Source organism: Burkholderia sp. 567, from assembly GCF_040545115.1.
In the GTDB taxonomy this organism is placed as follows: Bacteria; Pseudomonadota; Gammaproteobacteria; order Burkholderiales; family Burkholderiaceae; genus Burkholderia; species Burkholderia ambifaria.
The window spans coordinates 15507-35377 of record NZ_JBEPLG010000019.1; the positions used below are offsets into that span (position 1 = coordinate 15507).

Here is a 19871-nt window from a genome sequence, read left to right on the forward strand (position 1 = left end):
ATGGATATCAAACGCACCGTCCTATGGGTGATCTTCTTCATGTCAGCTGTCATGCTGTACGACAACTGGCAGCGCTCCCATGGACGCCCGTCGATGTTCTTCCCGAGCGCCACGCAGACGGCCCCCGCCGCTGCCGGCGGCGCATCGGGCACGGGCGCGACGACGACGACCGCAGGTGAAGTGCCTGCCGCCGCGGCGGGCACCGCACCGTCGACGACGGCACCGGCCGCGCAGGCGCAGCTCGTGAAGTTCTCGACCGACGTCTATGACGGCGAAATCGACACGCGCGGCGGCACGCTCGCGAAGCTGACGCTGAAGAAGCAGGGCGACGGCAAGCAGCCCGACCTCTACATCACGCTGTTCGACCACACGGCCGGCCACACGTACCTGGCACGCACGGGCCTGCTCGGCGGCGACTTCCCGAACCACAACGACGTCTACACGCAGGTCAATGCGGGCCCGACGTCGCTGACGGGCGACCAGAACGCGCTGAAGCTGTCGTTCGAATCGCCGGTGAAGGGCGGCGTGAAGGTCGTGAAGACCTACACGTTCACGCGCGGCAGCTACGTGATCGGCGTCGACACCAAGATCGACAACGTCGGCACGGCACCCGTCACGCCGACGGTCTACATGGAGCTGGTGCGCGACAACACGGCCGTCGAAACGCCGATGTTCTCGCATACGTTCCTCGGGCCGGCGGTCTACACGGACGCGAAGCACTTCCAGAAGATCGATTTCAGCGACCTCGACAAGAACAAGGCGAACTTCGAGAAGGCGGCCGACAACGGCTGGGTCGCGATGGTGCAGCACTACTTCGCGTCGGCCTGGATTCCGCAGCAGGGCGCGAAGCGCGACATCTATGCTGAAAAGATCGATCCGGCGCTGTATCGCGTCGGCGTGAAGCAGCCGGTCGCCGCGATCGCCCCGGGCCAGTCGGCCGACGTGCAGGCGCGCCTGTTCGCCGGTCCGGAAGAAGAGCGCATGCTCGAAGGCATCGCGCCGGGCCTGGAACTCGTGAAGGACTACGGCTGGGTGACGATCATCGCGAAGCCGCTGTTCTGGCTGCTCGAGAAGATCCACGGCTTCGTCGGCAACTGGGGCTGGGCGATCGTGCTGCTGACGGTGCTGATCAAGGCCGTGTTCTTCCCGCTGTCGGCCGCGAGCTACAAGTCGATGGCGCGCATGAAGGAAATCACGCCGCGCATGCAGGCGCTGCGCGAACGCTTCAAGAGCGATCCGCAGAAGATGAACGCCGCGCTGATGGAGCTGTACAAGACCGAGAAGGTCAATCCGTTCGGCGGCTGCCTGCCGGTCGTGATCCAGATCCCGGTGTTCATCTCGCTGTACTGGGTGCTGCTCGCGTCGGTCGAAATGCGCGGCGCGCCGTGGATTCTGTGGATTCACGACCTGTCGCAGCGCGATCCGTTCTTCATCCTGCCGGTGCTGATGGCCGTGTCGATGTTCGTGCAGACGAGCCTGAACCCGACGCCGCCGGACCCGGTCCAGGCGAAGATGATGAAGTTCATGCCGATCGCGTTCTCGGTGATGTTCTTCTTCTTCCCCGCTGGCCTGGTGCTGTACTACGTCGTGAACAACGTGCTGTCGATCGCGCAGCAGTACTACATCACACGCAAGCTCGGCGGAGTCAAGAAGAAGCCGGCCTGACGCTCGTGGCACGCGCGGGCGGCCCGCCGCCCGCGATGCACGTGAAAAAGCCGCATGGTGCGAACCATGCGGCTTTTTCGTTTCCGGCAGGTGGCGCGATGGCGCGGTGGCGTGCGCGTACGTCGGTAGCTGCCGTTCAGGCCTTCTTCGCGTCGATTTTCGGTTCGCCGCCGTAGAACTGCTCGATCAGTTCCTGAACGAGGTAACGCTGATGCGGTGGTAGCGCCTCGATCTTCGACGCGAGTTCGATCGTCTCGGGCGTCGGCGGATAGCGCTCGTCGCGCGGCAGCGGTTGCGGCGTCGTATGCTCGATCACGCTCGGCGATGGGCCGTAGTGCAACCAGTGCAATTCCACGCGCAACCAGCTGGCGAGCGTTTCGAGTTTGTCCGGCGTTGGAATCGTGCGGCCCGTCAGCCATTTGTGCGCGGTTTGTGGCGAAACCGGTTGCGCACCGCGATGACGCAGATTGAACCGGTTCGCCAGTTCCGTCGCACCGGTGATCTTCTCCGGGCTGCGCCGCAAGGCGAATTTCAGGCGTTCCGAGAACGCTGCTTTTTCTTCGGGTGTCGGCATGGGGGTGATTGTGCAATTCCGCCGACGCGTTTCAGACAACCGTATAAGCTAAACATAGCCTATTCAGATGAATCCCAACCTGCGACGGCGCGTGCGGCGGATTTGAGGGCCCCAGCGTCGAGCCACTCCGACAGGCATATTCGTCCGAAACGGGCAGTATGTGGGTGCCCGGGATTGATACTCGACTTAGCTCTGTCGGGATAAATTCGGCCGAGTTCGAAGCCGCCGGGGTGTCCGGTGGCGTGCGGGCCGGCGCGCTACAATGCCGGCGTCCCGATGCCCGACTGTTGTGCGGGCACACCATTCATTGTCTGCTTACCCGATTCGTCCGATTCCCATGCTCGCTACCGACTCCGATCCGATCGTCGCCATTGCCACTGCTGCCGGCCGGGGCGGCATTGGCGTCGTCCGCGTGTCGTTCGGGCGCGGCGGCGAGGCGGCCGCGCTGCCGCTGATCGACGCGTTGTGCGGGCAGCGGCTCGCGCCGCGCCATGCGAGCTACGTGCCGTTCCTCGACGAGCACGGCGCGCCGCTCGACCGCGGGATCGCGCTGTATTTCCCCGCGCCGCATTCGTACACTGGCGAGCACGTGCTGGAACTGCAGGGGCATGGCGGGCCGATCGTGATGCAGCTGCTGCTGCAGCGCTGCCTGGATGCAGGGCGCGGCTTCGGGCTGCGGCTCGCGCAGCCGGGCGAGTTCACGCGGCGCGCGTTCCTGAACGACAAGCTCGATCTCGCGCAGGCCGAGGCGGTCGCCGACCTGATCGAGGCGAGCACCGAGGCGGCGGCGCGCTCGGCCGGGCGCTCGCTCGACGGCGCGTTCTCGCGGCAGATTCATGCGTTGGTCGAGGACGTGATCACGCTGCGGATGCTGGTCGAGGCGACGCTCGATTTCCCGGAAGAGGAAATCGACTTCCTGGAAGCGGCCGATGCGCGCGGCAAGCTCGCGAGGATCCGCGAGCAACTCGCGCACGTGCTCGGCGACGCGCGGCAGGGTGCGCTGCTGCGCGAGGGGCTGTCGGTCGTGCTGGCGGGGCAGCCGAACGTCGGCAAGTCGTCGCTGCTGAATGCGCTCGCCGGCGCGGAGCTGGCGATCGTCACGCCGATCGCGGGCACGACGCGCGACAAGGTCGCGCAGACGATCCAGGTCGAGGGGATTCCGCTGCACATCATCGATACGGCCGGGCTGCGCGAGACGGAGGACGAAGTCGAGCGGATCGGGATTGCGCGCACCTGGAGCGAGATCGAGCGCGCGGACGTCGTGCTGCATCTGCTCGATTCACGCACGGGGATGACGGCGGATGACGAGGTGATCGCCGCGCGGTTTCCGGGCGGCGTGCCGGTAGTGCGCGTGCTGAACAAGACGGACCTCACCGGCGTGCCGGCGTGCGTCGAGCATCCGGCGGCGGAAGGCAATCTGACCGAGGTGCATCTGTCGGCGAAGCGCGGCGACGGGATCGACATGTTGCGCGCGGAGCTGCTGCGGATCGCCGGGTGGCAGGCAGGGGCCGAAGGGGTGTATCTCGCGCGCGAGCGGCATCTGATCGCGCTGCGGGCCGCGCAGGAGCATCTTGCGCAGGCGGCGGATCATGCGGAGCAGCGGGCGCAGTCGCTCGATCTGTTCGCGGAGGAGCTGCGGCTCGCTCAAGAGCAACTCAATGCGATTACCGGGGAATTTACTTCCGATGATCTGCTGGGGGTTATCTTTAGCCGGTTTTGTATCGGGAAGTGAGCGCGTACTCGCGCGGCGGCTTGAGAGTGCGGACATTCCCCGTTAGCCCGTTAATCCCGTCAACGACTGGAAAAAGCATGCGCGGCTCGAACGTCTTCATGGCGAACGCTCGCTGCGCTACAGGTACTTCTGATGCATGCAGAGCCAGTCAAGCCGGCTTGATCGGGTTGCAGCCCGGACCGTCGACGCTGCTCGCTACAGCTGCATGCCGACGCATCCGAACCCGCACCCACCATCAATCCCAATGCCGATGATGATGGTAATACCCGCCACCACCGTAATACCCGCCGCCATCCGGCACCACGATGCAACCGCTCAACAGCACGGCCACACCGGCAATCAGTAAAAGGGTTTTCTTCATCGCGTTCACCTGCTCGGATTCGAGATGAACCGAGCATAGCGAGCGCGCTCAACACGGCGTGTAAGCGATCGTATCCCCGTGCCGGATTCGGTAACGGCGGATTATTCCGGTCACAATGACCGTAACAAATCACGAATCCGCAGACGATTTCACGCCCGCGACGACGCGGTTTCTCCCCCCATCCTTCGCGCGGTACAGCGCGGCATCGGCGGCTTCGATCAACGCATCGGGCGTCGACAGCTCGTCGGCCGACACGGTCGCGCAGCCGACGCTGACGCTCACGCGTCCTGCCGGCGACGAAGGCATCGCGAGGTCGAGCCGCAGTACGGCTTCGCGCGCTTCCTCGGCAACGAGCCGCGCACCGCGCGCGCCGGTGTTCGGCAGCACGATCGCAAACTCCTCGCCGCCGTAGCGCGCGACGATATCCGCCGGGCGCCGCACGGCGCCGGCCAGCGCATTCGCGACCGCGATCAGGCACGCATCGCCCTTCACGTGACCGAACGCGTCGTTGTATGCCTTGAAGTGATCGACGTCGACCATCAGCAGCGACAGCGGTTCGCCCTGTCGCCGCGCTTGCAGGAACAGCGTGTGAAAGTGATCGTTGAAGTGGCTGCGGTTGAACGCGCCCGTCAGCCCGTCGCGTGCGGACGAACGGATGAGCATCGTATGCGCCTCGAACAGCCGCTGATACAGCATCGTCACTTCCCAGGCGAGCACGCACACGAGTATGCCCGGCGTGAACATGCTGAACACGCGCGCGAGATACCAGCCGATCGTGAAACGATGGGTGCTCAACAGGTTCAGCGTCGTGTCGGTGAGGCACGCGAGCACCGCGATTGCGAGCCAGAGGTCGAGTGTCGTGCGCAGCCGGCCGGAGACCAGCACCGCGACGAGCGCCAGCGCATTGAGCATCCACACGACGAGCGCGACACCGTTGACGGGCAGCACGGCCGCGTTGCCCGGCGGACGAAACGCAGGCGGCAGCGACACGTTCAGCGCGAACAGGCACAGCAGCCCGGCGGCGACAGCGGGCCCGCCGACTAGCGCGAGCGTCCACCAGCGCGTCTGCCGGGCGCCGATCGGCGCGCGCGCCAGCCGGGCACGCGCGAGCAGCGCGAGCATGACGAAACCAGGGAAGCCGGCGTGCCAGAAGATCCACATCCACGCGGCGCTTTGCGGTTGTGCGCCGAACAGCCCATGCGGCGCGAACACGCCCGGGAAGGTCAGCAACTGCAGCGCGACGGCGAGCGCGGTGAACGCATAGGCGCCGCCGAGCGCGCCGAGCACGGGCTGGCGCGTCACGGTGAACTGTGCGCCAAGGAAGAATGCGGCGATGCTCGCGGTGGTGAATACGGTCAGCGCGCACATCGGCATGAACGGCTCGACGGCCGGCAGCGCGACGTTCGCGTGTGGCGCGGCGATCCCGAGCGCGAGCACGATCACGAGTGCCGTGAGCGCGCCGAACCACAGCTGACGACGCGTCGTATGCTGGATCAGGATACCTTCCATGGACTCCCCCGGGCGCTCGTGCGGAAACGCCCGGTCTTGGCGCCGGGCGGCGTGCATCCGGCCGCGATGCGATCGGTGCGGCCCGATCCTATCTCGTTATTGGCGTGCGCTCAAACACCGAGGCCGGGGCCGAAGTTGCCGGCAACCCAGCGCGTGACGGCATCGACGTCCGCGTAGTCCTGTTCGGGCAGGCCGTCGAGCATCGACAGCACTTCGTTGCTCGCGCCGGCATCGCGCGCGGCGTCGACGATCGCATCCTTGTTCGCGGGGTAGCGGACGGCGGCCAGCACGTCGGCGATCTGCAGGTCGATCGCTTCGCCGGGGATATCGTGCGGAGGGAGAGCGGGTTTGTCGTTCACGTCGGCGTCTCGCTGGTTGAGCGGGAATCGGTTCGTAGCGGAAGGCTGCGCCGTTCGGGGCGACCCGCCCGGACGGCTGCACTGCGGGGAAGGCGATCGACTCAGTGCCCGCGCCGCACGCGGCGCCACGGATGCTTCCAGTCGATATGCGGTGCGTTTTCGTCGCGCGGATGCTGGCGCCGATGTTCCTGCCACAGTTCGTCGGAGAACAGCGCAGCCACGATCACGAGTGGCAGCACGAGGAAGATGCCGAGTATGACTTGCTCGATCACGATAGCCTCCTTGCGGTGGCAGGAACCCTTGCTCCCATTCTAGGCTCTGAACTTCGCCCGTGGTCAACTTCTTGCACCGCGGAATACCCCTGTTCGAGGGAGCGCCTCACGGGTGTTTCACGCACGCGCGGGCATCAAAAAGGACACCAACATGCAACTCCAGAACGACAAGCACACGCTTGCATTGCGGCCGCTGGAGCGCCAGGACCTGCGCTTCGTTCACGAGCTGAACAACGACGCGAAGATCATGCGCTACTGGTTCGAGGAACCGTACGAAACCTTCTCCGAGCTGTCGCAACTGTATGACCGCCACGTGCACGACCAGCGCGAGCGCCGCTTCGTCGCGGTCGATCCGCAGGACGAAATGGTCGGCCTCGTCGAGCTGATCGAGCTCGACTACATCCATCGTCGCGGCGAGTTTCAGATCATCATCGCGCCCCAACGCCAGGGGCGCGGCTATGCGGGGCAGGCGACGCACCTCGCGATCGAATATGCGTTCAAGGTGCTGAACATGCGCAAGCTGTACCTGATCGTGGATACGTCGAATGCGGCGGCCATCCACGTGTACGAGAAATGCGGATTCCAGCACGAGGCGGAATTGAAGGAAGAATTTTTCGGAAACGGCGCGTATCACAACGCATATCGCATGTGCATTTTCCAGCGCGATTATTTCGAGCGCCCGCAATCGGACTGAATAACGCCGGGTAAAAAACACGGATGAAAACCCCCGCGGCCCCGCTGCCGCGGGCGCCCGGACTGCTCGGGAAAATACGGGTTAATACGAACGCGCTTATACCTGGCATTTTTCTTGTATCAGGTAAATGCGATTCCGCACTGCGGTAAATTCATATCGTTTCGGATGACTTTGTGTGCGGCGCACCAAAATAATCCGGATATCGAAATGAATTATCCAAACCGTTCAATCGGCTCATTGTAACTTTGGTGAAAGCCTTGCCCCGCAATTCTTTGCGCTTGGGGGATTCGCGCCTGACCGCGAGCCAGAAGACATCCGTGCACACGCGCGACACGCGAAAACCCGGTGCGCGCAGGGTGCGACAATTCGCCGCTATTGCGACCGCACAACAAATGTGCTTGCTATCGCTCACCGGTCTTCTAAAGTGAAAAACGCGGGTTCACGATCACCTTTAAACACATAGCTAACCCAGCCTGGTGCCCGCAAGCCTGGAGACAAAAACATGATGAAGCGAACCGGTGTCCTTGTTGCCCTTGTCGGCGCATTTTCCGTGGTGTCGATTGCCCAGGCAGGCGGCGATGCGGCTGTCCAGCCGAAGCAGGAAATCCAGCTGACGAAGAATGCATGGGGTTGTCTGTCGAAAGACAATCTGGACTCCGTACTGAACCACGAGCGTGACGGCAAGTCGCAGGCGAAGCAGCAGTACTTCGACGACTACCGTTGCCTGTCGGTGCCGGAAGGGCAGCGCTTCCGCGTGGTGTCGGTCGACCAGGGCGACGTTCAGTTCGTCAGCGCCGACAACAGCGACCAGCAAGGTCTCTGGACCGATTCGCGCTTCGTCAAGCAGTAACCGCACGCGCACCTCTCGCGCCCCCGCGCGCCGGCCCGATTCGCCGGCGGCGCGGCCAAAACGCGGCCCGGCCGATGCCGGGCCGTCGTGCTGTGGAGCTTCCGTCGCGTGCCGGGCCGCGTGCATTCGGTATCATCACGACCCACCGAACCGAATGCCCGCCCGGGCCGTATCCGCATGGCGCTGAAATCCACGATCTACAAAGCCGAGCTGCAAATCGCCGACATGGATCGGCACTACTACGCCGATCACGCATTGACGGTCGCCCGTCACCCGTCGGAAACCGACGAACGAATGATGGTGCGCATCGTCGCGTTCGCGCTGTTCGCGCACGAGCGTCTCGAATTCTCCAAGGGGCTGTCGGACGTCGACGAGCCGGACCTGTGGCAAAAGGACCTGACGGGCGCGATCGACGTCTGGATCGAGGCCGGCCAGCCCGACGAACGGCGCATCTCGAAGGCGGCCGGCCGCGCCGGGCAGGTCACGGTGATTGCGTACGGCGGCAAGGCGTCGGACATCTGGTGGCAGGGCGTGCGCAGCAAGGTGGAGCGGCTGCGCAACGTGCAGGTGCTGTCGCTGGCTGACGGCGTCGCGGCCGCGCTCGGGCGCCTCGCCGAGCGCACGATGCGTCTGCAATGCACGGTGCAGGACGGCGCCGCATGGATCTCGAGCGCCGACCACGATCCGGTTGCGGTCGAATGGACCGTGCTGAAGGCGCGCGCCGGCGCGTGACGGCCGGCGCTCAGCCGATCGCGGCGGGCGGCCCCTTGAATTCCAGCATGTTCCCTTCGGGATCGAACAGATAGATCGACGGCCCGTAGCCGCCGGCGCCGTAGCGCTCGGCGGGGGCGCCGGGGCGCGCGCCGTGCGCGGCGAAATGCGCGATCAGCGCGTCGGGGTCGAACGGCTCGACGCGCAGGCAGAGATGGTCGAGATTGCGGCCGGTGCCGGGCGGGCCGCTGTCGGGACGGTCGATCGGGCCGCCGACCGACAGCAGGTCGATCAGCGCGTCGCCGGCGCGCAGCTGCACGAGGCCCAGGTCGGGTTGTTCCTTCTCCACGTGGCAGCCGACGGTGTCGCAGTAAAAGCGCGTCATCGCAGCCATGTCGGTCACGCGCAGCACGACGTGATCGATCGCGCGGATGGTCGGTTTCATGGGCGGGCACTCCTTCATGGATGGCGTGCCCCGAGTGTAGACCGCGCCGGCGCTGGCCGGAACGCGCTCCGATCGACGCACGAAAAAAAGCCCGTTCACGCAGAGCGGAACGGGCTTAATCCATATCAGGAGGAGACATGGAGGAGACAGTTCCAACTATACACACGGCGATGGTGCGTTGCAATATTCCGAGTGTAAAAAATGGTCAGGACGGCGATTTGTCGCATTCGCACTGCAGCAAAAGGGTGACGGGAAGATGACGAAAGCGGCGTCCCGGCGGCGCTCGCGGGGCTTTTCGTCCGATTGATCGATCGGGATGCGTCCCCGGTTTTGCCGATGCGAATCACAGAGCAAGATTCAGGGCGCGACGGCCCATGCCGATGTCTAGAGTAGGCACCATCTACACTAGAGAGTGCGAGGTTCAGATGAAAACCGCCTATCCGACCGACGATGCCCGCTGGGGCGCCGTGACCGCCCGCGATCCGCATGCGGACGGCGCGTTCTTCTATGGCGTGCGCACGACCGGCGTGTTCTGCCGCCCGAGCTGCGCGTCGCGGCTGCCGCGGCGCGAACATGTGTCCTTCTTCGCCGATCCGGCCGCGGCGCGCGCTGCAGGCTTTCGCCCGTGCAAGCGCTGCCAGCCGGAAGGGCTGCCGCGCGAGCTCGACATCGTCAATCGCGCATGCGCGGTGCTCGACGCGCATCCGGAGCGGCTCACGCTGCAGCAGCTGAGCGATGCCGTCCACGTGAGCCCGTTCCACCTGCAGCGGCTGTTCAAGCGCGTGGTCGGCGTGTCGCCGCGGCAGTACCAGGCCGCGCAGCGCGGCGCCGCGCTGCGCGAGGCGCTGCAAAGCGGGCAGCCGGTCACGCAGGCGGCCGTCGACGCGGGTTTCAATTCGCCGTCGCGGCTCTACGCATCGGTGCCGCGCGAACTGGGGATGGCGCCGTCCGCGTTCCGTCGCCAGGGCGCGGGCCTGCGGATCGACTATGCGACCGCGTCGACGCCGCTCGGCACGGTGCTCGTCGCCGCGACCGAACAGGGCATCTGCCGGATCGCGTTCGGCGACGAACCGGCGCCGCTCGTCGACGAACTGAAGGACGCGTTCGCGCGCGCCGAACTGGTCGAAGCGCCATCGCGGCTCGCGCCGTTCATCGCGCAGATCCGTGCGTATCTCGACGGCACGCGGCACGCGTTCGACCTGCCGCTCGACATCGCGCCGACCGCGTTCCAGCAGCGCGTCTGGGAAGCGCTGACGCACATCCCGTACGGCGAAACGCGCAGCTACTCGGAGATCGCCGAGGCGCTCGGCTCGCCGCATGCGGTGCGCGCCGTCGCATCGGCCTGCGCGTCGAACCCGGTCGCGCTCGCGATTCCGTGCCATCGTGTCGTGCAGAAGGGCGGCGCGCTTGCCGGATATCGCTGGGGCGTGCGCCGCAAGGCGACGCTGCTCGCGTCCGAGGCGCGCCGTGTGCGCGACGATGAAACCGAAGCCGTTGCGGAGGGCAACGTAGTTTGAGCATCGAAACAACCACGATTACGTCGATCGCGAACGGCGGCCAGGTGCCGCCGTTCGCGCAGATGGAACTGCGCTTCAAGGCGCCGTACGACTGGGCGCGCGTGCTGCGCTTTTTCAGCGGACGTGCGATTCCGGGTGTCGAACAGGTCGTCGACGGCGTGTATCGCCGCATCGTCGATCTGAACGGCGACGCGGGCCGCCTTACCGTCACGAAGCATCCGCGCCGGCATTGCCTGATCGCGACGGTCGACGGGGCGGCCGCGCGCCATGTCGACGACGCGTTCGCGCGCCGCGTCGCGTCGATGTTCGATCTCGGCGCCGATCCGGCCGCGATCGGCGGCGGGCTCGCGCGCGACCCGTGGTTCGCGCCGCTCGTCGAGGCCGCGCCGGGGCTGCGCGTGCCGGGCGCCTGGTCGGGGTTCGAGCTTGCGGTGCGGGCGATCGTCGGCCAGCAGGTGAGCGTGAAGGCGGCCACGACGATCGTCGGCCGGCTCGTCCAGCGGGCCGGCGAGCGCGTCGTGCACGACGACGGCATGCCGGCGCCGGATGGCGCGCCGGCCTGGCGCTTCCCGACGCCGGACGCGCTCGCCGCATGCGATCTGGAGAAAATCGGGATGCCCGGCAAGCGGGCCGCGGCGCTGACGGGCATGGCGCGCGCGGTGGCGGCCGGCCACGTGCCGCTCGATCCCGCGCAGGCCGACCTCGGGACCTTGCGCCGCGCGTGGCTCGATCTGCCCGGCATCGGCCCGTGGACCGTCGAATACATCGCGATGCGTGCGTGGCGCGACCCCGATGCGTGGCCGGCGTCGGATCTCGTGCTGATGCAGTCGATCGCGGCGCGCGATCCGTCGCTCGACCGGCTCGCGAGCCAGAAGCACCGCACCGAAGGCTGGCGGCCGTGGCGCGCGTATGCGGCGCTTCATCTGTGGAACGACGTGGCGGACCGGGCCGGCGGCGCGCGCGGCGGATGACGGTCGTGGTGGCCGGCCCGCGGGGCGAGCGGGCAACGCCGCGATGCAACCCGTGGCGGGCGCCGGTCCGGCTGTGATCGGTCGGTCGTCCTCATGGTTGCGACGCCTGACGGCGATCAAGCCGCTCTGCCGCCTGTCCCCTGTCAACCGTAGCTGGACGTCGCCCACATCCGGCGGCCCAGCACTGACGGCTGCGCCACCGATCTGCGGACCGAGATCGCCGCCGGCGTACGGTCGACCGAGCGGCGACGATATCGCGCGGCGCGTTCGGCGGCACGGGTTGCACCTGTCGGCGCTGCTGCGCGCACCGTTCGAGCCATTCGACCCATTCGCATTCCATCCGACGAATTTCACGTGATCGCTGCGTCCGGCGGTGCCGACGGCCGTCGGATGCGAACGCTGCGATCGTCGCCACCGGCCCGCCCGGCGGCCCGCTGCGGCGGGCGCGCACCGCCCGGAGCCACCTCAAGCGCGTGTTTCGGCGAGATGTTAAAGTGCCCGCTACCAACGAAGCGACCAATAATCCAGCCGGCCGCGCGCGGCGTTCCGCGCGCGTCCGTCACGCCCTTGCGCCTCCATGTCGAACACCATGACTCACCGCCAGTCCGAACTGCTGCTGAATCGTCTCGAAGCGCTGAGCTCGGGCCCGACGCGGCAGCATCTGCCCGACGGCCTGCGCGGCATCGAAAAGGAAAGCCTGCGCGTGACGCGCGACGGGATGATCGCGTTTACGCCGCATCCGCGCGCGCTCGGCTCGGCCCTCACGCATCCGTCCTTGACGACCGACTATTCCGAAGCGCTGATCGAATTGATCACGCCGGCGGAGCCCGACGCGTCACTCACGCTCGAACGTCTCGACGATCTGCACCGCTACGTGTATGCGTCGCTCGACGACGAGATGCTGTGGAACGAATCGATGCCGGGCCTGTTGCCGGCCGACGATGAAATCCCGATCGCCGACTACGGCACGTCGAACATCGGCCGCCTGAAGACGGTGTACCGCCGCGGCCTCGCGCATCGCTACGGCCGCACGATGCAGTGCATCGCCGGCATTCACTACAACTACTCGCTGCACGAGGAAGTGTGGCGCCGCCTGCACGCGGACGAAGGTTCGACGGCCACGCTCGTCGATTACCAGTCGGAGCGCTATCTCGCGCAGATCCGCAACTTCCGCCGTCGCAGCTGGCTGCTGATGTACCTGTTCGGCGCATCACCCGCGCTCGACACGAAATTCCTGCGCGGCAAGCCGCACAGGCTCGACGCGTTCGATGCCGACACGCTGTACCGGCCGTATGCGACGAGCCTGCGGATGAGCGACCTCGGTTACTCGAACACGACCGCGCAGGCCGCGCTGCACGTCGACTACAACACGCTGTCCGGCTATCTCGACGCGCTGTCGACGGCCGTGAGCGAGCCGTATCCGCCGTACGAGGCGATCGGCACGCATCGCGACGGCGAATGGATCCAGATCAACACGAACGTGTTGCAGATCGAGAACGAGTTCTATTCGACGATCCGTCCGAAGCGCATCACGTATTCGGGCGAGCGTCCGCTGCATGCGCTCGCGTCGCGCGGCGTGCAGTACATCGAAGTGCGCTGCCTCGACATCGATCCGTTCGAGCCGACCGGCATCGCGCTCGAGACCGCCCGCTTCATCGACGCGTTCCTGCTCGCGTGCGCGCTCGACGAGAGCCCCGCGCTCGACTGCGACGCGTACAAGGAAGCGAATGCGAACTTCGCCAGCGTGACGATGGACGGGCGCAAGCCGGGGCTCACGCTGATGCGCGATGGCCAGCCGGTCACGCTGCAGGCATGGGCGGACGACCTGATGGCCGATATCGAAACCGTCGGGCGCCGTCTCGACGAGATCCGCGGCGGCGACGAGCATGCGCGTGCGATCGCCGCGCAGCGCGAGAAGCTTGCCGATCCGGAGCGCACGCCGTCGGCGCGTGTGCTGCGCGAGATGCGCGACAACGGGCAGTCGTTCCTCGCGTTCGCGCTCGCGCACAGCGAAGCGCATGCCGCGCATTTCCGCGCGAACCCGCCGTCGGCGGAGACGATGCGCGCCGAGCAGGCGCTCGCGGCGAAGTCGCTGGCCGAGCAGGCCGAGCTGGAAGCGAAGGAGGCCGGATCATTCGACGCGTTCGTCGCGGCCTATCGCGCGTATACGCTGAACCGCTTCAGCGTTTGATGGCAGCAACCCGCTGCGCGTCGCGCGGCGGGTAGCCGACTGGTCGCGTGTTCACGCGAGCGGCCCGGTTTATCCGCTTCAGTGATGCGCGTACGTGTCGCGATCGACCACGTGCGGCAGCGCCGGCTTCCCCGATTCCACGTTCGCATGGCCGTCGCTGCCGTAGCCGGCCGCGTCGCCGCGCGCCTGGGCGGCACGCTGCATGATCGCCTGCATGTTTTGCGGAAAGTCGGGACTGCTGGCGAGATTCGCCCGGTAGCCGGCGGCCTGCAATTCAACGAGTTCCTGGCGAACTTCCGCACGCGTCAATGTCGACACGGCGTGGGCCTGGGCCTGGGCGGCGATAGTCGAGCCGATCAGCAGTAACGTGCAGGCCGCAAGCTTCATGGTTTTCATCGTGTTTGCTCCGTGAGTCTCCGGAGCCGCGCCGTCGTCGGCACGGGCGGAATCGATGCAGCGAGTCTAGGCTTCGGACGCCAAACGAAACACCCCGCCCGCCATCAGTCACCTTTGCCGGTTGAGCAACATTGCGCCCCGGTGGCTTGCTGGCGCACGTGTCAGCGGGCTGCCGGCCGGCCGTCAGCGTGCGGCGGACGTCGCGTATCGGCGCCGCCCGCATCGGGCTTGCCCTCCTTGTACAAGCGCGATGCGCCTCCTAACCTCTTTTAAGCGACCGATCGGTCGGCGCCGCGGCATGGTTGCATGCGCAAGCGTCGGGCGCCTTCGCCGCCGTGGAACGTACTAAAGCGCTAACTCCTATCGACCGCGAAGCATGGGGCAGCAGTAAGCGCCAAAGCGCTAACTCCTGCCGACCGCGAAGCATGGGATAGGAGTAAGCGCTAAAGCGCCAACTCCTATCGACACGGAGACACGAGACACGATGAATCCCACCGCAGCCCTGCCGCCCGGCATCCTCTTCGCGCAGCCATTGACGCCTATCGCCAACTCGCTGCTCCTGTCGTTCCTCGTCGCGGTGATCCCAATCGCGGTCGCGCTGGTCGCGCTCGGCGTGCTGCGCCGGCCGGCGTGGCAGGCATCGCTGGCCGGGCTCGTCGCCGGCCTCGCGGTCGCGATCGGTGCGTGGGGCATGCCGGTCGGCCTCGCGTTCAACGCGGTCGGCGCCGGCATGGCGCTCGCGCTCGTGCCCGTGATGTGGATCGTGTTCAACGCCTTGCTGCTGTACAACATCGCGGTGAAGTCGGGCCGCTTCGATCAGTTCCGGCAATGGATGCTCGACAACCTGCCCGACGACCGCCGCCTCGTGCTGCTAGTCGTCGCGTTCTCGTTCGGCTGCCTGCTCGAAGGGATCTCCGGCTTCGGCACGCCGGTCGCGATCACCAGCGCGCTGCTGATCGCGCTCGGCTTCCCCGCGCTCGAAGCGCTCACCTACACGCTGCTGTTCAACACGGCCCCGGTCGCGTTCGGCGCGCTCGGCGTGCCGATCACCGTGCTCGGCGCGGTCACGTCGCTGCCGCCCGCGACGCTCGGCGCGATGGTCGGCCGGCAACTGCCGTTCTTCGCGCTGCTGCTGCCGTTCTACGTGGTCGGCGCATACGGCGGCATGCGCTCGATCGCGAAGCTGTGGCCCGCGCTGCTCGTGTCGGGCGCCAGCTTCGCGATCGCGCAGTTCGTCACGTCGAACTTCCTCGGCTACCAGCTCACCGACGTGCTGTCGTCGCTCACGTCGCTGATCGTCACGATCGGCTTCCTGCAAGTGTGGAAGCCGCAGCCCGATCCGCAATACGCGCTCGCGCGCAGCGTGCCGGCCACCGCCGGCGCCGCGCGCGCGGGCTTCGGCGGCTGGCTGCCGTGGCTCGTCGTGTCGGTGGTCGTGATCGTGTGGGTGCACGCGAACATCGCGGCGATCGGCGACGTGAAAATCAAGTGGCCGGGCCTGCACAACGCGGTGTTCGTGTCGCTGTACCACAAGCCGTATGCGGCGATCTGGGACTTCCAGCCGCTCGGCACCGGCACCGCGATCCTGCTGTCGGCGATCATCACGGCCGCGCTGACGCGCACCGGCGTCGGCGCGTTCTTCGAATGCGTGGTCAAGACGTGGCGGCAAACGTGGATCGCGATCGTCACGGTGATGATGATCGTCGGGCTCGCGTACCTGCTGAACTACTCGGGGATCAGCTACACGCTCGGCACCGGCGTCGCGTCGACCGGCGCGTTGTTCCCGCTCGTGTCGGCGTCGCTCGGCTGGATCGCGGTGTTCCTGTCCGGCAGCGACACGTCCGGCAATGCGCTGTTCGGCAACCTGCAGGTCGTCGCCGCCCGCCAGCTCGGCCTCGATCCGGTGCTGATGGCCGCGACCAACTCGTCGGGTGGCGTGATGGGCAAGATGATCTCGCCGCAGAACATCGCGACGGGCGTGTCGACGACCGACCTGAAAGGGCAGGAAGGCGTCGTGTTCGCGCGCACCTTCTGGCACAGCGTGATCCTCACGCTGCTGCTCGGCGTGCTGGTGTTCCTGCAGCAGCACGTGCTGACGTGGATGATCCCCGCGCTGCCTAAATAACGCGCGGCGAAGCAACAAGGAAGGCACGAGGACAACAACGAGGGAAAGCGCCGGAAAGTGCAGGGAAGTGCGACGGAAGTCCGCGAAACCGGTGAACGCGCGGCGGCTCAGCGCGCGTTCACCGGCCGCGCCGCGCTTGCCGCGTCGTGCATGGCCGGCTGCGCACGCAGGATGCACGCGAGGAACGCATCGATCGCGGGGCTCTGGCGGCGCGCCTTCAGGTAGTACACGTATTCGTCGATCGTCGTGTCGACGCCCCGCAGCGCGACGACCCGCAGGTCCGGATGGCGCTCGGCCTCGCCGCGTGGAAACAGGCTCCCGCCAACGCCATGCAGGATCGCCTCGCGGATCGCTTCGCGGCTGCCGATCTCGGCGACCGACGTGGCCGCGACGCCGGCCGCCGCGAGGATCGTCTCCGTGCAGCGGCGCGTGACCGACCCTTCCTCGCGGATCAGCAGCCGCACGTCGGCGAGCTGCGCGGCGTCGATCGCGTCGAAGCGCGCGAGCGGATGGTCGCGATGCACGACGAGCACGAGCGGATCGGTGGAGATCACCTTGCGTTCGAGGCCGTCCGCGTCATTGCGCTGCGACGACACCGCGAGGTCGATGCGGAATTCCTGCAGCGCCTGCAGGATTTCCTCGGAATTGCCGATCCGGCACGTGAGCGCGATCGACGGATGCGCATGCGAGAAGCGGCCGACCGCGTCCATGATGTAGTACGGCCCCGTCGCGCCGATCCGCAGATGGCCTTCGAACAGGCCGCCGACGTTGCGCAGCATGATGTCGGCCTGCGCCTCGAGCGCGATCATCTTTTCGACGAGCGGCAGCAGCTCGATGCCGGTCTCGGTGACCTCGAGCTTGCGGCCGCTGCGGTAGAACAGCTCGACGCCGTACACCTGCTCGACCTGCCGGATCTGCGCGGCGATCGTCGGCTGGCTCACGCCCAGATGGCGCGCGGCGCGCGTGATGCTGCCCTGCCGGACGGTCGCGTGGAACGCCTTCAGCTGATCGAACACGACTCGGCTTCTCCCCCGTCTTCATCGCGCGTCAGCGTAGCGTACGCATGTGTCGGCCGGATGAAAGGCGCGTCGTGCGCCGCTTCGAAAAAAAGCTGGGGGTGAGCGCAAGAAACCTGCTGGAACCGGTCACGGCCGGGACATGCCGGTGCGGACTAATAGCGGCAACGCACGACCGCCGGCCCCGCTCGACCGGCGCCCACCCCTACCGACCCACAGGATCCTCTTCATGTCCGCCAACAATCGACGCGATTTCCTGCGCCTCGCCGCCCAGTCGGCCGGCGCGATGGCCGCCTACGCCGGCTTTCCGCCCGCAATCCGCAAGGCGCTGGCCATGCCGGCCGCGTATCGCACCGGCACGATCCGCGACGTGGAACACGTCGTGATCTTCATGCAGGAAAACCGCTCGTTCGACCACTACTTCGGCGGGCTGCGCGGCGTGCGCGGCTTCAACGACCCGCGTCCGCATCTGCTGCCGAGCGGTGCGCCGGTGTGGCAGCAGCCGCCGGCGTCGGTGTTCACGAAGAACTACCATGCGCGCGGGCTCGACCCGGCCGCGCCGTACGTGCTGCCGTTCTACCTCGACCCGAAGCAGACGACCGAATTCCAGCCGGGCACCAACCACGGCTGGAGCAGCGGCCACCTGTCCTGGAACAACGGCCAGTGGGACCAGTGGGTGAATCAGAAGCAGGACGTGCTGACGATGGGCTACCTGAAGCGTCAGGACCTCACGTACCACTACGCGCTCGCCGACGCGTTCACGATCTGCGACTCGTACTTCTGCTCCGCGCACGCGGACACCGCGCCGAACCGCATCTACCTGTGGACCGGCACGGTCGACCCGCGCAACATCTACGGCACCCAGCCGAACGGCCCGGGCATCGGCGAGCGCAACGACGTGAACGGCTACACGTGGACGACCTACGCCGAGCGCCTCGAGGACGCGAAGATCAGCTGGAAGGTGTACCAGGGCGGCACCGGCATTCCGGGCGATCCGACCGACAACTACACCGACAATTCGCTGATGTTCTTCAAGCGCTTCCAGGTGAAGGAAGGTGCGAGCGGCGCGCTGGTCGACAAGGGCGCGTCGGACCACACGCTCGCCGAGCTGAAGGCCGACGTGCAGGCGAACCGGCTGCCGCAGGTATCGTGGATCGTGTCGCCGTACAAGTACAGCGAGCATCCGCAGGCGTCGCCGACCGACGGCGCGTTCTACATCAACATGGTGCTCGAGGCGCTGACGTCGAACCCCGAAGTGTGGGCGAAGACGGTGTTCATCCTCAACTACGACGAGAACGACGGGCTGTTCGACCACGTCGTGCCGCCGGTGCCGCCGGTCACGAGCGGCGTGGGCGGCCAGGGCATCGTGTCGTCGAACCTGCTGTCGAACCTCGGCGACGAACTGCTCGACCTGAACAAGTACCCGGGCGAGATGAGCCCGCTGGTGCCGGGCGCGGACCCGGGCGGCCTCCAGCCGATCGGCCTCGGGCCGCGCGTGCCGCTGATCATCATCTCGCCGTGGACGAAGGGCGGCTGGGTCTGCTCGGAGACGTTCGATCACACGTCGGTGCTGCGTTTCCTCGAAGCGCGCTTCGGCGTGAAGGAGCCGAACATCAGCGCGTGGCGCCGGTCGGTCTGCGGCGACCTCACGTCGGCGTTCGATTTCTCCGCGCGCCCCGATACGCGCACGGTGAGCTTCACGGTGCCGCAGCACATCGCCACCGCCGGCCACGCGTATCAAGTGCCCGCGCAGCAGTCGATGCCGGCGCAGGAGCCCGGCACGCGTCCGGCGCGCGCGCTGCCGTACGAGCTGTTCGTGCATGCCCGCGTGAACGGCCGCGACGACAGCGTGTCGCTCGATTTCGCGAACTCGGGTGACGCGGGCGCCGCGTTCTACGTGTACGACCGCCGCAATCCGGCGACGCCGCCGCGCCGCTACGCGGTGTCCTCGCACGACCGCTTCGCCGATACCTGGAGCACGTCGGCCGCGCGCGGCGACTACCATCTCGCCGCCTATGGCCCGAACGGCTATCTGTGCGAGTTCCAGGGCAACACGCGGCTGGCCGCGGACGGCAGCCACGCGAACCCGGAAGCGAAGATCGGCTACGACGTGCGCAACCGCCACGTGTACCTGCAGCTGCGCAACAGCGGCCGCGCGGCATGCCGGGTGGTCGTCGACAACGCGTACAGCCATGCGCATGCGCGCACCTACACGCTGGAGCCGGGCGCGCGCATCGAGGATCACGTCGAGCTGTCGTCGAGCCACGGCTGGTACGATCTGACGATCACCGCGACGACGCTGCGCGGCGGCGACGACAAGGTCGTGCGCCGCTTCGCGGGCCACGTCGAGACGGGCCGGCCGAGCCAGAGCGACCCGGGGCCGGTGAAGCAGACGGCCTGACGGCGGGCTGACCTCGCGCGGTCCGGCGTTTTTTCGCGCCGGCCGCGCGATTGGTTTTTTGGAAACTGAAAACTGTTGACAA

At 66.9% G+C, this 19871-nt stretch carries 18 protein-coding genes; 10 read left to right on the forward strand and 8 right to left on the reverse strand.

Going from position 1 to position 19871, the window contains the following annotated elements; genetic code table 11:
• Positions 1–1665 (forward strand): membrane protein insertase YidC, encoded by a 1665-nt coding sequence (yidC, locus tag ABIC50_RS33495; protein ID WP_012365026.1) that lies wholly within the window; start codon positions 1–3, stop codon positions 1663–1665.
• A 136-nt stretch (positions 1666–1801) separates the two neighbouring features.
• Here yidC and ABIC50_RS33500 read toward each other — a convergent pair whose 3' ends face one another.
• Positions 1802–2239, reverse strand: a complete 438-nt coding sequence (locus ABIC50_RS33500) for a helix-turn-helix domain-containing protein (RefSeq protein WP_011658265.1) — start codon at positions 2237–2239, stop codon at positions 1802–1804.
• Between the two features lie 337 nt (positions 2240–2576).
• Between ABIC50_RS33500 and mnmE the strand changes: the two genes are divergently transcribed.
• Positions 2577–3971 (forward strand): tRNA uridine-5-carboxymethylaminomethyl(34) synthesis GTPase MnmE, encoded by a 1395-nt coding sequence (gene mnmE, locus ABIC50_RS33505; protein ID WP_354169143.1) that lies wholly within the window; start codon positions 2577–2579, stop codon positions 3969–3971.
• Positions 3972–4206: 235 nt separating this feature from the next.
• On the opposite strand, the gene ABIC50_RS33510 is transcribed toward mnmE, so the two are convergent.
• The 4 genes from ABIC50_RS33510 to ABIC50_RS33525 form a co-directional block, all read right to left on the reverse strand.
• A complete protein-coding gene (locus ABIC50_RS33510) occupies positions 4207–4332 on the reverse strand; it encodes a hypothetical protein (protein WP_006750105.1) in 126 nt (41 codons plus the stop codon).
• 129 nt (positions 4333–4461) lie between these two features.
• Entirely contained in the window at positions 4462–5841 is a 1380-nt protein-coding gene (locus tag ABIC50_RS33515; RefSeq protein ID WP_354169146.1) for a sensor domain-containing diguanylate cyclase, read from the reverse strand.
• A 110-nt stretch (positions 5842–5951) separates the two neighbouring features.
• Positions 5952–6200, reverse strand: a complete 249-nt coding sequence (locus ABIC50_RS33520; RefSeq protein WP_006750103.1) for a DUF2795 domain-containing protein — start codon at positions 6198–6200, stop codon at positions 5952–5954.
• Positions 6201–6301: 101 nt separating this feature from the next.
• Positions 6302–6472, reverse strand: a complete 171-nt coding sequence (locus ABIC50_RS33525; protein WP_006489933.1) for a hypothetical protein — start codon at positions 6470–6472, stop codon at positions 6302–6304.
• A gap of 151 nt (positions 6473–6623) precedes the next feature.
• On the opposite strand from ABIC50_RS33525, the gene speG reads away from it, so the two are divergent.
• The 3 genes from speG to ABIC50_RS33540 all read left to right on the forward strand — a co-directional run bounded on the left by speG (position 6624) and on the right by ABIC50_RS33540 (position 8748).
• Positions 6624–7166: a spermidine N1-acetyltransferase gene (speG, locus tag ABIC50_RS33530; RefSeq protein ID WP_354169149.1), complete on the forward strand. Its 543-nt coding sequence runs from the start codon at positions 6624–6626 to the stop codon at positions 7164–7166.
• Positions 7167–7668: 502 nt separating this feature from the next.
• The gene (gene sap1, locus ABIC50_RS33535) at positions 7669–8016 is read left to right on the forward strand and encodes a surface attachment protein Sap1 (protein ID WP_006750101.1); all 348 of its coding nucleotides are present in this window, start codon (positions 7669–7671) and stop codon (positions 8014–8016) included.
• A 177-nt stretch (positions 8017–8193) separates the two neighbouring features.
• On the forward strand, positions 8194–8748 hold the full coding sequence (locus ABIC50_RS33540; RefSeq protein ID WP_006750100.1) for a YaeQ family protein: 555 nt from the start codon (positions 8194–8196) through the stop codon (positions 8746–8748).
• 10 nt (positions 8749–8758) lie between these two features.
• On the opposite strand, the gene ABIC50_RS33545 is transcribed toward ABIC50_RS33540, so the two are convergent.
• The gene (locus ABIC50_RS33545; protein WP_354169151.1) at positions 8759–9172 is read right to left on the reverse strand and encodes a VOC family protein; all 414 of its coding nucleotides are present in this window, start codon (positions 9170–9172) and stop codon (positions 8759–8761) included.
• Positions 9173–9597: 425 nt separating this feature from the next.
• Here ABIC50_RS33545 and ada point away from each other — a divergent pair, with 425 nt between their 5' ends.
• From ada to gshA, 3 genes are all read left to right on the forward strand, one after another.
• On the forward strand, positions 9598–10689 hold the full coding sequence (gene ada, locus ABIC50_RS33550) for a bifunctional DNA-binding transcriptional regulator/O6-methylguanine-DNA methyltransferase Ada (RefSeq protein ID WP_354169154.1): 1092 nt from the start codon (positions 9598–9600) through the stop codon (positions 10687–10689).
• Entirely contained in the window at positions 10686–11660 is a 975-nt protein-coding gene (locus tag ABIC50_RS33555) for a DNA-3-methyladenine glycosylase family protein (RefSeq protein ID WP_354169156.1), read from the forward strand. The genes ada and ABIC50_RS33555 overlap by 4 nt, the downstream gene beginning before the upstream one ends.
• Positions 11661–12237: 577 nt before the next feature.
• The gene (gshA, locus tag ABIC50_RS33560) at positions 12238–13851 is read left to right on the forward strand and encodes a glutamate--cysteine ligase (protein ID WP_354169159.1); all 1614 of its coding nucleotides are present in this window, start codon (positions 12238–12240) and stop codon (positions 13849–13851) included.
• A gap of 78 nt (positions 13852–13929) precedes the next feature.
• Here the strand turns inward: gshA and ABIC50_RS33565 are convergent, their stop codons facing one another.
• Positions 13930–14247, reverse strand: coding sequence for a DUF4148 domain-containing protein (locus ABIC50_RS33565; RefSeq protein WP_175670226.1), 318 nt, complete (start codon positions 14245–14247; stop codon positions 13930–13932).
• A gap of 484 nt (positions 14248–14731) precedes the next feature.
• Between ABIC50_RS33565 and ABIC50_RS33570 the strand changes: the two genes are divergently transcribed.
• The gene (locus tag ABIC50_RS33570; RefSeq protein ID WP_175736138.1) at positions 14732–16372 is read left to right on the forward strand and encodes an L-lactate permease; all 1641 of its coding nucleotides are present in this window, start codon (positions 14732–14734) and stop codon (positions 16370–16372) included.
• Between the two features lie 107 nt (positions 16373–16479).
• Here ABIC50_RS33570 and ABIC50_RS33575 read toward each other — a convergent pair whose 3' ends face one another.
• Positions 16480–17388 carry a LysR family transcriptional regulator gene (locus ABIC50_RS33575; RefSeq protein ID WP_354169162.1) on the reverse strand — a complete coding sequence of 303 codons (909 nt, stop codon included), beginning with the start codon at positions 17386–17388 and terminating at the stop codon, positions 16480–16482.
• 229 nt (positions 17389–17617) lie between these two features.
• On the opposite strand from ABIC50_RS33575, the gene ABIC50_RS33580 reads away from it, so the two are divergent.
• Positions 17618–19789 carry a phosphocholine-specific phospholipase C gene (locus ABIC50_RS33580; RefSeq protein WP_354169165.1) on the forward strand — a complete coding sequence of 724 codons (2172 nt, stop codon included), beginning with the start codon at positions 17618–17620 and terminating at the stop codon, positions 19787–19789.
• Positions 19790–19871 lie beyond the last annotated feature (82 nt).

Excerpts from the sequence above, each read along its gene's own strand:
- ABIC50_RS33515 (WP_354169146.1), bottom strand. The coding sequence starts at position 5,841 with ATGGAAGGTATCCTGATCCAGCATACGACGCGTCGTCAGCTGTGGTTC.
- gshA (WP_354169159.1), top strand. The coding sequence starts at position 12,238 with ATGTCGAACACCATGACTCACCGCCAGTCCGAACTGCTGCTGAATCGT.
- ABIC50_RS33510 (WP_006750105.1), bottom strand. The coding sequence starts at position 4,332 with ATGAAGAAAACCCTTTTACTGATTGCCGGTGTGGCCGTGCTGTTGAGC.
- mnmE (WP_354169143.1), top strand. The coding sequence starts at position 2,577 with ATGCTCGCTACCGACTCCGATCCGATCGTCGCCATTGCCACTGCTGCC.
- ABIC50_RS33540 (WP_006750100.1), top strand. The coding sequence starts at position 8,194 with ATGGCGCTGAAATCCACGATCTACAAAGCCGAGCTGCAAATCGCCGAC.
- ABIC50_RS33570 (WP_175736138.1), top strand. The coding sequence starts at position 14,732 with ATGAATCCCACCGCAGCCCTGCCGCCCGGCATCCTCTTCGCGCAGCCA.
- ABIC50_RS33580 (WP_354169165.1), top strand. The coding sequence starts at position 17,618 with ATGTCCGCCAACAATCGACGCGATTTCCTGCGCCTCGCCGCCCAGTCG.
- ABIC50_RS33565 (WP_175670226.1), bottom strand. The coding sequence starts at position 14,247 with ATGAAAACCATGAAGCTTGCGGCCTGCACGTTACTGCTGATCGGCTCG.
- ABIC50_RS33545 (WP_354169151.1), bottom strand. The coding sequence starts at position 9,172 with ATGAAACCGACCATCCGCGCGATCGATCACGTCGTGCTGCGCGTGACC.
- ABIC50_RS33500 (WP_011658265.1), bottom strand. The coding sequence starts at position 2,239 with ATGCCGACACCCGAAGAAAAAGCAGCGTTCTCGGAACGCCTGAAATTC.
- yidC (WP_012365026.1), top strand. The coding sequence starts at position 1 with ATGGATATCAAACGCACCGTCCTATGGGTGATCTTCTTCATGTCAGCT.
- ada (WP_354169154.1), top strand. The coding sequence starts at position 9,598 with ATGAAAACCGCCTATCCGACCGACGATGCCCGCTGGGGCGCCGTGACC.
- speG (WP_354169149.1), top strand. The coding sequence starts at position 6,624 with ATGCAACTCCAGAACGACAAGCACACGCTTGCATTGCGGCCGCTGGAG.
- sap1 (WP_006750101.1), top strand. The coding sequence starts at position 7,669 with ATGATGAAGCGAACCGGTGTCCTTGTTGCCCTTGTCGGCGCATTTTCC.